Origin of the sequence: Paenibacillus provencensis (assembly GCF_042678545.1) — a bacterium.
GTDB lineage: Bacteria > Bacillota > Bacilli > Paenibacillales > Paenibacillaceae > Paenibacillus > Paenibacillus provencensis.
Genome location: NZ_JBHTKX010000003.1, coordinates 362,607 through 377,534, shown reverse-complemented (window position 1 = coordinate 377,534; position 14,928 = coordinate 362,607). Strand labels below are relative to the sequence as shown.

General features: G+C 48.5%; 11 protein-coding genes. 3 read left to right on the top strand and 8 right to left on the bottom strand.

What is annotated here, in order from left to right:
- Positions 1–13: 13 nt before the first annotated feature.
- The 5 genes from ACFQ3J_RS20435 to ACFQ3J_RS20415 all read right to left on the bottom strand — a co-directional run bounded on the left by ACFQ3J_RS20435 (position 14) and on the right by ACFQ3J_RS20415 (position 4,860).
- Positions 14–877, bottom strand: a complete 864-nt coding sequence (locus ACFQ3J_RS20435) for an inositol monophosphatase family protein (protein ID WP_285850267.1) — start codon at positions 875–877, stop codon at positions 14–16.
- 210 nt (positions 878–1,087) lie between these two features.
- Positions 1,088–2,083: a UV DNA damage repair endonuclease UvsE gene (uvsE, locus tag ACFQ3J_RS20430; RefSeq protein WP_251583851.1), complete on the bottom strand. Its 996-nt coding sequence runs from the start codon at positions 2,081–2,083 to the stop codon at positions 1,088–1,090.
- A gap of 83 nt (positions 2,084–2,166) precedes the next feature.
- The gene (locus ACFQ3J_RS20425) at positions 2,167–2,487 is read right to left on the bottom strand and encodes a hypothetical protein (protein WP_091159731.1); all 321 of its coding nucleotides are present in this window, start codon (positions 2,485–2,487) and stop codon (positions 2,167–2,169) included.
- Positions 2,488–2,594: 107 nt separating this feature from the next.
- Positions 2,595–3,701, bottom strand: coding sequence for a D-alanine--D-alanine ligase (locus ACFQ3J_RS20420; protein ID WP_251583850.1), 1,107 nt, complete (start codon positions 3,699–3,701; stop codon positions 2,595–2,597).
- Between the two features lie 127 nt (positions 3,702–3,828).
- On the bottom strand, positions 3,829–4,860 hold the full coding sequence (locus ACFQ3J_RS20415) for an amidase domain-containing protein (RefSeq protein ID WP_091159728.1): 1,032 nt from the start codon (positions 4,858–4,860) through the stop codon (positions 3,829–3,831).
- A gap of 278 nt (positions 4,861–5,138) precedes the next feature.
- Here ACFQ3J_RS20415 and acnA point away from each other — a divergent pair, with 278 nt between their 5' ends.
- Positions 5,139–7,847, top strand: a complete 2,709-nt coding sequence (gene acnA / locus ACFQ3J_RS20410) for an aconitate hydratase AcnA (protein ID WP_091159726.1) — start codon at positions 5,139–5,141, stop codon at positions 7,845–7,847.
- A gap of 158 nt (positions 7,848–8,005) precedes the next feature.
- Here acnA and ACFQ3J_RS20405 read toward each other — a convergent pair whose 3' ends face one another.
- On the bottom strand, positions 8,006–10,090 hold the full coding sequence (locus ACFQ3J_RS20405; protein ID WP_251583849.1) for a helix-turn-helix domain-containing protein: 2,085 nt from the start codon (positions 10,088–10,090) through the stop codon (positions 8,006–8,008).
- A 194-nt stretch (positions 10,091–10,284) separates the two neighbouring features.
- On the opposite strand from ACFQ3J_RS20405, the gene ACFQ3J_RS20400 reads away from it, so the two are divergent.
- Both ACFQ3J_RS20400 and ACFQ3J_RS20395 read left to right on the top strand, forming a co-directional pair.
- The gene (locus ACFQ3J_RS20400; RefSeq protein WP_251583848.1) at positions 10,285–11,523 is read left to right on the top strand and encodes an MFS transporter; all 1,239 of its coding nucleotides are present in this window, start codon (positions 10,285–10,287) and stop codon (positions 11,521–11,523) included.
- A 103-nt stretch (positions 11,524–11,626) separates the two neighbouring features.
- Complete coding sequence (locus ACFQ3J_RS20395; protein ID WP_251583847.1) at positions 11,627–13,057, top strand: amidohydrolase; 1,431 nt, start codon at positions 11,627–11,629, stop codon at positions 13,055–13,057.
- A gap of 149 nt (positions 13,058–13,206) precedes the next feature.
- Here the strand turns inward: ACFQ3J_RS20395 and ACFQ3J_RS20390 are convergent, their stop codons facing one another.
- Positions 13,207–14,061: a manganese catalase family protein gene (locus tag ACFQ3J_RS20390; protein WP_091159720.1), complete on the bottom strand. Its 855-nt coding sequence runs from the start codon at positions 14,059–14,061 to the stop codon at positions 13,207–13,209.
- A 236-nt stretch (positions 14,062–14,297) separates the two neighbouring features.
- On the bottom strand, positions 14,298–14,777 hold the full coding sequence (locus ACFQ3J_RS20385) for a pyridoxamine 5'-phosphate oxidase family protein (RefSeq protein ID WP_251583846.1): 480 nt from the start codon (positions 14,775–14,777) through the stop codon (positions 14,298–14,300).
- Positions 14,778–14,928: the final 151 nt, after the last annotated feature.

The window sequence follows — 14,928 nt, the reverse complement described above, 5'->3', positions numbered from 1 at the left end:
TGCAAGATCTGCATCAGTTTACGCCGGTAGCATTCTCTTCTGTAAGTGTACGAATGAGTTCCTCATGAATACGTCCGTTGCTTGCTGCAACATACCGAACAGCCAAATGATATGGGTTGCCTTGTGTATCCGTTACGATTCCCCCAGATTCTTGAACCAGCAGGGCCCCTGCAGCGATATCCCAAGGATTGAGCCCAATCTCGGTGTATGCGCTGAGTCTGCCTGCTGCCACATAGGCCAGGTGAAGCGCAGCCGAGCCTCCTGCTCTCAGATTGCGCACTTTGGGTGCCAGTGTCTTAGCAACACTCATGTTCGCAGGGAGCGCAAATTCGGGATCTGGAGGGAACCCAATCGCTACCAAGCTGTCTGATAAGCTTGCTTCACTAGAGACCTTCATCCGATCTCCATGAACATACGCGCCTTTCCCCTTCTCAGCTACAAAGAGCTCATCTCGAATAGGATCATAGATTACACCTACGATAACTTCACCGCGATGGGCAAGTGCAATGGATACGGAGAAAAAAGGAAAGCCATGCACGAAGTTTGTCGTGCCATCTACCGGGTCCACGATCCACAAAAATTCTTCCTCGCGTGCCGCCTCAAGCGCCTTCGCCGATGCTTCCGCTCCCGGCTCGACCCCCTCTTCACCCAGAATCGCATGGTCAGGAAAATGAGTGAGGATCAGCCTTCGAATCATCTGCTCTGCTCCTTTATCCACCTCGGTGACCAAATCCTGTGCTGAATATTTCGTCGCCATTTTAAAGGTAGAGCCGGCACGGCTCTTAATCCACTCTCCCGCTTTGGCAGCAGCATTAATTGCAACAGCAGTATAACTCTTACTAGTAACTACATATGGAATCTTCTGATTGTCGTTCAAAGCGATCACACTACTTTCTTTGTATCTTTGAGCTATACAGAATGAACTATAGCTAAGCTTATTATAATAATAACGTCAAAAACGCGTTCTCGTTACACGTAAAAAGCCCTATTTCACCATTTTGTGCATTTTAGAATTTCACATAAATCCGCCAAATACAATCAATTAACCATATTAATATCAGCCTTGGCGAGATTGGCGAGCTGTCCCTTACATGCGAATTGTAGCTCCGTCTATCATTTCAAGGCCTTTCCCCGCCAGCTCTCCAAAATCCTTCATTAAATTAAATAGCGCTTCGTCTTTGCGTTTCGCTTCAATCATGACATCAATGGCAGGGGTCCGGTCTGCAATATGACGCAAGAAGTCGAGCAGCGGCTCCAGTACAACACCATCTGCATGGCTCCGGATATCCTTCTCATTCTTGGGACTCGATACATGAATTTTAGGAGGCAGAGGGCTCTCTGGAGAAGTGTCCGCCTGAGCATAAATCGTCTTCCATGTCTCTAGAATCTCATCCCACAACTCCCAAGGTGCTTCCCCGTCGTTATTCACCCACTGATGATGGATATCAAGCACCATCGGAAGGCCTGTCTTCTTGCATACCTCCAGCGTTTCGACCGCTGTGAAGGTCTTGTCATCATTCTCAAGCGTAATCCGCTGCAGTAACTCGGGAGGCAGGGATTCCGCATTGACAACGAATCGTTCTGCTGCCTTCCTCTTGTCCCCATATGCACCGCCGATATGAATATTATTCTTCGCTCTTGCATCCAGTCCCATCGCATCGAGCATCGCCTTATGGTGCATTAGATCACGAATGGAGCTTCTCAGCACTTCCTCGCGAGGTGTACTTAACACCGTAAAATGATCGGGGTGAAACGAAACGCGCATCCCATGCTTTTTCACAAAATCACCGACCTCCTGAAAAGAGGGCGCTAATGCCGCAAATGGGTCCCAATCTGCCAAATCTCCGTGTGTAGCAAGCGGTATGAGCTTGGATGAGAATCGATAGACTTTAATATCACTTGCAAGATTATGCCTCAGCAGCCTGAGGGTGTTATGTAAGTTCTCGGCAGCAATGCGTTCGAGCTTGCGGATCGCTGCTTCCCGATCTTCTATTTTGTTAAAACTCGCCATCGTCATCGTCTTGGACGGAGACGCGTTCGCTACTACCATTGACATGGCGACATATCCGAATCGTACAATCATGGAAGCGGTTCAATCCCTTCGTCATAATAGTACAGTTATACCCTATGTGTTCGGATTAAAACCTTCTCGGAGCCTCACCCAGGCTACTTATTCTGATCTCCAAAAAACATTTCATCAGCAAGCGCAGTCTGAATCCGGGATTCCTCTTCGTTCAGCTTGCGTTCAAGCACCATTTCCACCTCGGTGACCTCTTGTCCTTGAAAATTAATCTCGGCAATGCAGCCCACAATCTTAACAATGGCAACCGCGGTATTCTCAGGAGTATAGGCAATGACCTTCTGCCCAGTGGGAAACACCCGAAATCCCTGTTTCACCATTTTGCCCCGGCCATATTCCAGCAGCTCGTACAGCTCCTGATCGCTCTTAAATTTACAGACAGAATTAAACTCGGTTTGAAACCCCATCATCAATAACCTCCTGTATCCAAAATTCCGGGTCCACAAGATTGTCGTGAACTTCCTGTATATATGAAAAAAGGAGAGCATATCACTCCCCTTTGTTTCCTCATTGACTACCGGTTACCATTCTCGTAATTCAGCGCTTGTTTCAGGGCATACCGCTCCAGGGCAAGCTCAATCATCCGATCCAGCAACGCTTTGTAAGATACTCCCGTCTCCCGCCACAGCAATGGATACATGCTGAATGGTGTAAAGCCCGGCATCGTATTCACTTCATTTATAAGAAGTGCTCCGTCAGATCTGCGAATGAAGAAATCCGCACGTGTAATGCCGTTGCCTTCAATGGCACGAAATGCCTGCAGAGCAGCCTCACGAACACGGTCTGCCTCTTCCTCATCGAGCGGCGCGGGAATCAGCATCTGTGACTGGCCGTCGATATATTTTGCCGCATAATCATAATATTCACTGGAGGATACAATCTCCCCCGGAACAGAAGCGATCGCTTCCTCGTTACCGAGTACGCTCACTTCTACTTCTCTCGCATCTACAAACTCTTCAACGATGACTTTGATATCGTAGCGGAATGCGAATTCTACCGCTTGAACGAGCTCATCGCGATTACGCGCCTTGGAAATACCTACACTTGATCCAAGATTCGCTGGTTTAACAAACATCGGATAGCCCAGCTGGTCTTCCATCCCCACGATGAGATCATGACTCGAGCGTTTCCACTGCATATGATTGAAATACGCAAATTCACATTGCGGTAGACCCGCCTGTGCAAACAGCTTCTTCATCACGACTTTATCCATGCCTGCTGCAGAAGGCAGCACGCCTGCACCGACATAAGGGATATCAGCCATTTCAAACAAGCCTTGAATTGTGCCATCTTCGCCGTTCGTACCGTGCAGCAGCGGGAACATGACATCTAGTTCACCCTCGGTACCATACAGGCGTCCGAACACTAAATTCAGTGCATCTTTTGTTTCTTCGGCACTTCCACCGAGCTTAAGCTCATCTATACTGGCAGGAGGCGAAGTGAGCCTGTTTCCCCTAGCCCAGCTTCCCTGCTTCGATATAAAGAAAGGAATGATTTCATATTTATCAAAATCAAATGCGCTGATGACGGCAAATGCGGTCTGCAATGAAACCTCATGCTCTCCTGACTTACCTCCATAGACCACACCTACGGTCATCTTGTTGTGTTCACTGTGTACCATGACTTACCTCCGGTTTCTTAACGGTTACAGGTCCAAGGTAGAGAATCGTTTAGATTATCGTATCCGCCAAGGCCTACCGAATTATGCCAGTAGTATATTCATCCTAAGGATGAGCGTTACGCTTTTTTTAGGCTCCAAAAGTATCTGCGATGTGGAATAACCGGTATGTTGTGTTCTCTGTCCAGGCATAAGAATCCTTGTAGTCCCAATAACGATGCCTGCTGCTTACGGTGTTCGCATTCACAAGGGGCATTCCGCCTGCATCAAAAGCCGTTACAATCGTACTGTGCTGATACCTGCCGTCCCCATTCCAATCATAGAAAATAACATCGCCAAGCTGAAGCTGCTCCGGCCCGTCAACAAGTGTTGCTGTCAGCCCGTTATTATTCCGCGTAAGATAATTATTCAAACTATCAGATACGGCCCAGCTATAGCTCCATTGCTCTTTTCCGGAAGCGTAACCTTTATACCACCAGCCTGTTTCTCTCCTACCAGTATAGTTGATCGGCGCTCCCCCTGCAAAGAGACATTGAGATATATAATTGGTGCAATTCACTTCGAATTCTTCAAACTCCGGATTACCCGAATTCCACCATTGATCTGCATAAGCTACCGCATCCTCTCTACGGTATCGAACCAGTCTGGCAGGAATCCCTGGATACAGCACTTCTCTATTCAGCAGAGGCTTTCTCAGTATGCCTGCCTGCTTCGCATTCTCTGCTGCGATCAACGTTTCATAAGCGACGGGCTTTCGCTCCTGCACATCTCTAACAACACGTGATACGACCCAATGATTACCATCCTTGGTGAAGGTCAGCCGCTCCTTCTCAATGCGGTCCTCCCGGTGCGTCATCCCCCCCTTGGAGTAGAATAACCGGCTGTACAGCTGTACATCAACCACAGCTTCACCCTTGCGATCCGACAGTGTCCGGAGCAGCTTAGCGCTTGTCTCGCAGCGCAGGGGTACGGCCTGACGCTCGCGATACCACTGATCCAGCTTGGCGGCCCGCTTGCCTCTTTCCAGCAGGACAGCAAGATCTGTAATGACATACTGCTCCTGCTCCTTGTGATCAACTTCGCTCCGATTATACTCTTTCACATAAGAATACAAGATGTTCTTCCATTCGCGCTCCAACGGCCCATGTCCCCTTTCTTCCATTCCGTCTATCCTCTCGATCGTATGTTTACATTCTCTTTCCACTATATGATTAAGTTTATCTTGGTATGTACGGGGCCTATCCCGAGAGAGCTGAAGCATTCACTCCCCTGCAAAAATAGGCGTTTTTACGAGAAAAAAAACTTTACGCCAATGGATGAAAACGGTATACTAAAATCAAAAGTTCATTTTTTGAAATTACGTTTCATACTATGAAACTCCATGGACATTGATCGGAAAAAATGAACTTCTGGAATACTATTAATCAAGGAGGTACATCCATGTCTCAACAGAATCATTTCTCTGCTGCAAGCTCGCTTGAAGTCGGAGGCAAAACGTACCGCTATTACAGCCTCAAAACTCTTGAGGAGCAAGGACGCGGCGACATTTCCAAGCTGCCTTTCTCCATTAAGGTGCTCCTCGAAGCAGCCATCCGTCAGTTCGACGGACGCGCCATTACCGAAGATCATGTAAGCCAGCTTACAGGCTGGGCAGAAGGCAAAGATAACAATAAAGAAATTCCTTTTATTCCTGCACGTATCGTACTGCAGGACTTTACTGGCGTTCCAGTGGTCGTTGACCTTGCCGCCATGCGCGATACGGTGAAGAAAGCCGGCGGCGATCCGAAGAAGATCAATCCACTCGTTCCTGTCGATCTCGTCATTGACCACTCCGTAATGGTCGATGCATTCGGGACGAACAGCGCACTAGACTATAACATTAAAGTGGAATTTGAGCGCAATGAAGAGCGTTATCGCTTCCTTCGCTGGGCACAGACCGCTTTTGACAATTTCCGTGCAGTTCCTCCTTCTACAGGGATTGTTCACCAGGTTAACCTTGAATATCTCGCTTCCGTAGCCACTACCAAAGAGATCGACGGTGAAACGGTTGTATTCCCGGACTCTCTGGTGGGTACGGACTCCCATACAACGATGATCAACGGTCTCGGCGTTGTGGGCTGGGGTGTCGGCGGTATCGAGGCAGAAGCCGGAATGCTAGGACAACCTCTCTACTTCGTAACGCCTGAGGTTATCGGCTTCAAGCTGACAGGCAGTCTTGCAGAAGGTTCTACGGCAACTGACCTTGCCCTGACGGTTACCGAAATGCTTCGTAAGAAGGGCGTTGTCGGCAAGTTCGTTGAATTCTATGGTCCTGGTCTGTCCAACATCAGCTTGGCTGATCGTGCGACAGTGGCTAATATGGCTCCTGAATATGGCGCAACGGTAGGCTTCTTCCCTGTCGATCAGGAGACGCTGAACTATCTGCGTAATACAGGTCGTTCTGAAGAGCAAATTGAGCTGGTAGAAGCATATTACAAATCTCAAGGCATGTTCCGTACGAACCATACGGAAGATCCTGTCTTTACAGATACCATTGAACTTGATCTGGCCTCGGTTGTACCGAGCCTTGCAGGACCTAAACGTCCTCAAGACCGGATTGAGCTGTCTAATATGAAAGAGAACTGGGAAGGCATTGTCCGCACACCAATCGACAAGGGCGGATACGGACTGAGCGATGAGAAGATCGCAGAGAAGGTGCCTGTCTCCCATCCTGACGGTTCCAAGAGCGAGCTGAGCCCAGGCTCAGTTGTTATTGCTGCAATTACGAGCTGTACGAACACTTCCAACCCAAGCGTTATGGTCGGCGCTGGACTTCTTGCGAAGAAAGCGGTAGAACGCGGACTGACCAAGCCTGGTTATGTTAAGACCTCGCTGACTCCAGGTTCTCTTGTTGTTACAGAGTACCTGACCAAGGCAAATCTGCTTGATCCGCTGGAGAAGCTGGGCTTCAACGTTGCAGGCTACGGTTGCGCAACCTGTATCGGTAACTCCGGCCCACTTCCAGATGAAGTAAGCCAGGCGATTGCTGACAACGATTTGACCGTTGCAGCAGTACTATCGGGTAACCGTAACTTTGAAGGCCGTGTCCATGCCCAGGTCAAAGCAAACTATCTGGCTTCTCCGCCGCTTGTTGTTGCTTACGCACTGGCTGGTACGGTGAACATCGATCTGCAGAACGATCCGATCGGCTACGATCAGAGCAATCAGCCTGTATATCTCAAGGATATCTGGCCGACTTCTGCAGAGATTCAAGAAGCGATCAATACCTCGCTTAACGCAGATATGTTCCGCAATAAATACGCGAACGTCTTCACTGCTAACGAACGATGGAATGCGATTGATGTTCCGGAAGGCGAGCTGTATGAATGGGATGAGAATTCCACCTACATCCAGAATCCGCCGTTCTTTGAAGGCCTTGAAGGCGATCTGAACGACATCCAGAACATTCGTGATGCACGCGTGCTTGCATTGCTGGGCGATTCTGTAACGACAGACCATATCTCGCCTGCAGGTAATATTTCGCCAACCAGCCCGGCTGGTCTGTACCTCAAAGAGCATGGTGTAGAACGCAAGGACTTCAACTCCTACGGCTCTCGCCGCGGTAACCATGAAGTTATGATGCGTGGTACCTTTGCGAACATCCGTATTCGTAACCAAGTGGCACCAGGCACGGAAGGCGGGGTTACGAAATACCTCCCTACCGATGAAGTCATGTCCATCTACGATGCTTCCATGAAGTATCAGGAGAAAGGTAGAAACCTCATCGTACTGGCTGGTAAAGAGTATGGTACAGGAAGCTCCCGTGACTGGGCAGCCAAAGGTACGCTTCTCCTTGGCGTCAAAGCCGTTATCGCTGAGAGCTTTGAGCGGATTCACCGCAGTAACCTGGTAGGTATGGGCGTGCTCCCGCTTCAGTTCAAAGAAGGTTATGGCTGGTCCAGCCTTGGACTGAACGGCCGCGAAACGTTTGATATCGTCGGTCTCTCCAATGAGGTGACTCCAGGTCAAGAATTGACTGTAACTGCAACACGCGAGGACGGTACTACATTTGAGTTCCCTGTTATCGCGCGTCTTGACAGTATGGTTGACGTAGATTACTACCGCAATGGCGGTATTCTGCAAACTGTGCTTCGTCAGCTGATGAAATAATCCACGAATCAATAGTAAGGCCGTATCCTCTGCCCTTGGGCAGTTGGATACGGCCTATTTAAATTTCATATTTGTTTATCGAACGGCCATCTCCGCAAGAATGATAGATTTATCGGCTCTTGATAATTAGATGCATATCTCTAAATTTCAGGGCCAGTTCAATAGGTCTCGCTGAGATGGCAAGCCAGATATACCTTGAGCCAGTCATCGGGATCCCTTAAACTGACCTGCATCAGCTCCTCAATCTTATGCAGCCGGTGGTACAATGTGTTGATGTGAATATGCAGCTCTTCGGCAGCTGCTGAAGCTGAGCGATTTGCAGCCATGTAAGCTTTTAGCGTACGTACCAGATCTTCTCCCTGCTGCTTGCCCCTCGAATGCAGTGGAGATAGCACGCTCTCGATATAATGCTCAATCTTGGCAGGCTCCTGATTGAGAAACAACTGATTCACCCCGATATCCTCATAACGGGTGAGCCCCGTCTTTCGCCTGCGCAGCAGGAGGGACAAGGCGTCGAGTGCCTCATCGTTACTCCTAGCCACCTGGTCAAGACCACTGTACAAGCCGCCAATCCCCCCGCTGACGGATTTGCCCGTTGTTCTTGCCCAACGCTCAGCAGCTGCTCTCATCCGATCCACCATTTGCTTTTGCTGAGCGATATTCAGCGCTGCTGCAATAATCGTCACTTTATCATGGGAGCCAAACAGCAGCTTGTCACTATGGCCGAGCTCTTTTTCTAAATCAAGTATCAATTTGCGCAAATCAATTTCGCGCTGCTTCAGATCCCCATGCTCCCCCAGAAGGTGAAGGACACTAACGAACAGAGGAGCATCCTTAGGCAGTCCAAAATTACTCATCTTGGCCGCTACACGTTCAGGCTCACGATACTGCACCAGCTCGTTAAAAAACTCATGGCTCCGTTTGTAATACATTTCTGTAGCGGAGTGAGTGTTCATTAGCTGCAGTGCGACGATAGCCCCTCCCTGCTCCAGTACAATGTGATCCAGCGGCTCCATCGGACGAAGCAGCGGAATAACGAATACGCCCAGCAGCACCGGGCCATTCACCACAGGGTACAAATAATACGCATGATCATGACTGCCCGTTATCGTAACAGGAGCTTTATTGGATTCAAACAACTGAAACAGGTCCAGATGTGAGAGCTCATGCTTATCGACAGATGCAGGATGCCAGTTGTTCAACAGCAGGTCAACAAAACGTAGTGGCAGCTTCAGCATACCCAGCACTTGATCCACCAGCACCTCCACACTTTCTTGCCGGACAGAAAGCTTGGTAAACACATTGTGAATGTCGCTTCGTTTAACGAGATATTGGTTCGCTTCCCGCAGCTCTGAGTACATTCTGGCATTGGATATCGCAATGGCTGCTTGATCTGCAAAGCCCTGAAGATGCAGCAGGTCCTGATCATGAAAAGGTCTCCTTCCATCCTGCAGCTGATGCACCAGCATAACTCCAATCCGATCCCGATTCATCGTGACTGGGACCGCAATGACAGATATCACCTGCACCACATCTCCGCCAAAAGCGTTAACAAGATAGCTCAGCGTATCCTTCGGAACATCGTCCATCGCATCCAGGGCCGTTTTAGAGTTGTAAATCTTCCCCATTCCGCTGCTGAATACTTTACCTGTAATCCCCTGGGTGTGCCTTGTCTGAAACTGATAAATCGTATCTTTGATCCCAATGCTCGCCTTGGGTACCAGTCTCTTCTCCACCTCGTCATACATCATGAAGAAGCCGCAATCCGCAGCAGGGATAACCTTCAGCGCATTCTGCATAATGTGCAGGAGTAATTCATTCAGGTCAAGGGAAGAGGTTAGTGCCCGGAGACCTTCTAGCCATCGTTCATGATCAAGCTTTTGCTTCTCCAGCCTTCGCGTCAGCAGCTCAATTCGCGTCAGCATCACCAGCTGCTCAAGCTCACTGTCTGCCATCCCGCCTTCGGCTTCGATCAGCATCAGCATATGTCTCTGTTCTGAAGCATAATTCGGTGAAAAGTAGATGCATAAGAGCTCAGATTCTTGTACTTGCAAGGTACGGCATATGATTTCTTCCCTGTCCAGTTGAAACGGCAATAGCATTGCGGCCTTAAAATGCATCATGAGCCTATTGGCCCTGGCCGTTCCCAGCCACGGGTATAAGCTTCCGTCATCCTCCGTATAAAACCATGCGCCATAATCCGCGTTTCCAAATCTCTTCTCCAAAAATTGAGACAGATCCACTCTCAACACCCCTTCACAACCACACGATGTCAATTAACATAACATAAATAAATGCAATTTAACTGAAATTGTATTGTCATTGGAGATACCTACAATGTTCTATATAAAACATTAGTCATATGAACAATGATATTCGTTAACTCACATTATAAAATGTTACCATACTTAACACAATCGTTTGGAGGTGAGTTGCTATGAAAAAAGAGCCCAACAGTAAATTGATACTTACCGCCTTATTTGCAGCCTGGATTGTCTCCTATATTGACCGAGGGGTAATCACTTTGGCTCTCAGCCAAATGGGGCAAGACATGAGTCTGGATGCTTCGGCACTCGGCATTGTACTGAGCAGCTTTTTCGTCGGTTATGCGCTCATGCAAATTCCCGGTGGATGGCTCGCTGACAAGTTCGGTTCACGCAAAGTCATCGTCGTCGCTATCCTGTTCTGGTCCCTATTCACCGGTTTATCCGGCGCCGCTTGGTCCCTAGCCTCTCTACTCGTGATTCGTTTCCTCTTCGGGATTGGGGAAGGAGCCTATCCTTCTGCCAGCACCAAAGCCATCTCTGATTATTTTTCCACAGAAAAACGTACCAAAGCCCAAACGACCATGATGTCCTCCAATGCACTCGGAGGAGCGATCGCCCCTATTATTTGTACACCGCTCCTCCTGTGGTTAGGGTGGAGACATACATTTCTCGCGATTTCCCTGCTTGGCGTTGTACTCGTTATATGGTTCCTCTACATCACTAGAGGATCTTCACACAAGAAAGGTGCTTCTTCTTTACCCAAAGCTGAAAAGGGTGTATACAAGGAGCTGCTTCGCAACAGAACCCTATGGAAAGTAATGGCACTCTTCTTCTTTGCCAACATTGCCAGCTGGGGACTATCCTCGTGGATGCCTACCTATCTGATTGAGGCTCAAGGGATTGACCTGAAGGCAGCAGGTCTTGTATCCGCGATTCCAGCAGTGATCGCCGCTCTTGGTATGCTGGTCAGCGGACGGATTATCGATCGCATCGGAGCCAGAGCGAAGTATGTAGTGACAGCCTGCCTGTTCATGTATGCTCTATTCTTGTTCCTCGTTACTCGTGCCGGCGGACTCGCCGAAATTATGCTGTGTATGAGTCTTGCCATGGCATTTGGCTCCTTCACACTGTCCTTTGTATTTACGCTGCCCCATCGACTGATGAAGCAAAGAGTGGTCGGTACAGCCTTTGGCATGATCAATTTTGGCGGACAGGCAGCAGGTATCCTATCTCCAGCTATTATGGGTTTTCTTATATTATCTACGAACTCTTACAACAGCGCCTTTTTATTCCTAACGGCATCCTGCCTCGTCGCTGCAATCATTTCGTTAACCATCCCTAGATTAAACAATCAGCCTGATGATCACATTACAGATCAACCAGCAGGTGCTTTGCCGGCAAGACATTGATTTTTTCCTGAGCTTTGCTTCTGTAGTCTCACTCAATGTTATACAGTTCTATGTTAATCGGCCATGGAAGCCTATAAAATTCACAAAACCGGAGGTATGAAGCATGAGCAAAACAAATCTGATACAAGCCCTTAACGCAGGTGAACCGCATTTTACAAAAATGGCTAAGGATATATGGGATCATCCCGAGGTCGGCTATACAGAATCCTACGCCTCCTCTCTTCAGGCTGGTTTTCTTGAAAAAGAGGGGTTTAGAATCACTGCAGGTGTGGGTGAAATTCCTACCGCCTTTGTAGCCGAATACGGTCAGGGAAGTCCGGTGATCGGCATCCTCGGCGAGTTTGACGCACTCCCTGGTCTGTCACAGTCCGTGAGTCCCGATCAGACTCCAATCAATCCCGGTGGTCCTGGACATGGATGTGGTCATAATCTGCTAGGAACCGCTGGAGTAGAAGCTGTCACTGCGCTTAAGCAGCTCATTCACGAAGGAGCGCTCCCCGGTACAATTCGTTATTATGGCTGCCCTGCTGAAGAACTGTTATCCGGCAAGACCTTTATGGCCAGAGATGGCGTGTTCGATGATCTCGACTGTGTACTTACCTGGCATCCAGGCAGCTCCAATATGGCGGCCAACTACAGCATGCAGGCGCTGACCGGTGTCGAGTTCTTCTTCTCAGGGCGTACGGCACACGCCGGAGCCGCCCCTCACCTGGGCCGCAGTGCCTTGGATGCGGTTGAGCTGATGAATGTCGGCGCCAATTACCTTCGTGAGCATGTGCCGGACGGCAGCCGAATTCACTATCAGATTACAAACGGCGGCCAGGCGCCGAATATCGTACCAGATGCGGCAAGCGTATACTACTTTTTACGTGGAAAAGACCGAACAGCAGTAGATCATTTGCTCGACCGTCTCATCAAAATCGCCCAAGGTGCAGCAATGATGACAGAAACGAGTGTACACTGGGACATCAAGGCTGGCTGTTATGATACACTGCCGAATGCCACGCTGAATGATCTCATGCATGCTCAAACCGAAATTGCAGATCCTATCCTTTATACTCCAGAAGAAGAAGTGTTCGCCGAACAGCTGCTTAAAAGCATTCATCCAGATGTCCTGGCAGCCAATCCAGAAGCTGCGATGCGCTCTGACAAATCCATTCTACCGACAGAATTTATCAATAATAAACAATTCTTTGGTATAACGATGGGCGGCTCCTCTGATGTAGGTGATGTGTCCTGGATCGCACCGATGGGTCAGGTCATGACGACTTGCGCTCCACTGGGGGTTCAAGTCCACACTTGGCAGGCCACCGCCTCCTTCGGCTCTTCCATTGGAATGAAGGGGATGCATTATGCCGCGAAGCTGATGGCTCTATCTGCTTATGATCTGCTTCTTAATACAGACGGAGTAATTGAACAGGCCAAAGCCGAATTCAAGGAAAGAGTGAATGGCATCACTTTTAAGGCAGGAATTCCTGCTGAAGTGAAGCCTCCGGTGCCGGCGCATATCAAATTGACAGTACCGGCAGGATAATCTTACGGCCGCAGGCTGAGAACTTACAGGTGGATGCCTGGCAGATTTCGTTTCCATTAGAAAAACTCCAGATCCTCGCTGCCAGGAAGCGAGGAGAACTGGAGTTTTTCTATTTAGCTTCGCATTATTTTCACATAGAAACCAGGCTGTTATCTGTTTAAGTCGTTAAGACCTGGAGCATGCTCGTTCGGCATGTCTGGCAGCATAGGTACCGGATGTCCGATTGGAGGGGCCGTTACCTCAAGCTCCCCGCCATTACGGCTAGGGGATTTTCCGCTGAAAATCTCCCCAATCCGGGTATCGTCCAGCCTAAAGTTAAATTGTGCGTTATGGAAGCCCATGTCTACATATTTTCTGCACTCCGGATACTTGTGGATATCATAATTAGGCACCGGGAACAGCTTGCCCCACTCTACACCAAGCGTCTCAAGCGCTTTGGCGAACGCGTTCTGATGCGCATTGTCCCGCACGATGAGAAAGGCTAAGGTTTCTCTGAACGTCTTATTGGAGCTCATCTCATAAATACGGGACTTTTGCAGAACACCCGTCGATTCAAGCACCAGATTATCCATAAGGTCAGCCACGAGATTGCCATGGTTGTATACATAATTGCCCATCCACGGATTTCCGGCTGCATCTACAGGCAGAGACCCTTGCGCACCAACGATGAAGTGATGCGGATTCGCATGTCTAACAGCCTCATCTAGCGGAGCACCATCAACACCCGCGTCGCCAGGCGTCTCCTCACCTGATCCGTTCAGGAGCTGATTAATCGTCGTCTGCACCAGCTCGACATGGCTGATCTCCTCCAGAAATACACCTCGCATCAAATCACGATATTGGGTCTTATTCCCGCGGAAATTACTGCTCTGAAAAAAATACTGCATCATCGTACGCATTTCACCGAACCTTCCACCCAAAGCTTCTTGCAGCACCTTAGCCGCAGCTGGATCTGGCTTGTCTGGCACGATAATGTTGATGAGATCCTCTTTATAAAAATACACAGGGAACACCTTCTTTACTGGAAAATTTTGAAGTCATCCTATTTTGTTTCAAGAGTTCCTGCTTTATGCAAAATGAGGAAATCACGAAATCTTACAGCCCCCTAAGAAGGAGTGTAATTTATGAATATCGGTTCTCAAATATGAAGTTGATTCACTGCATTAAATATGAAGCACACAAAAAAGTGGGGGCCCCCATATGAGGACCCCCTGGTAAGTATGATCATATACAAGCTCCGTTACAGATCTACGGTCTTGTTCAAATCCATCTCACTATTACCTGTCATTTTGTTAATAAGATTCTTGACCAGCTTGGTTTTGCTGCCTGTTTCCCAATACTCGGCGGTATCTGCCTGAATCTTAATGAGCACCAGCGAAGGATCATCATAGGAAACATCAAGCAGCATCTCATAGGCTTTGTTCCAAAATTCCTTCACTTTCGCCGGATCCTGAATCAGCTCCACTTCCCCCCGAATGGAAACATAGGATTTACCGACATAGGCTACATTGACCAACGGATTCTGAATCAATTCCTGATATTTGTTTGTGTCCTTTTTCGTCAAGAACCAAAGATCTCCGTCGAATTCAACCTCCTGAGTCTTCATCGGACGGGAGACAAGCCCTTCTGTTGTTACAGTTGTCAGCATCGCTGTATCTATACCTTTGATCAAATCTCTCACCGTCTCAATTGCTTCTTGATTCGCTACTGGAGTATTCATAAATGCGATTCCCTCCTTGGCATCATATGAAATTTTGACAGCTGTCATATCGCTCTCACATTCCTATGGCTCTCACATTTATTTTACCCAACTAGAGAATCTGCAATCTGTGAAACGACCTCTCTCATTATTTTCCTAATGTAAACGGTAA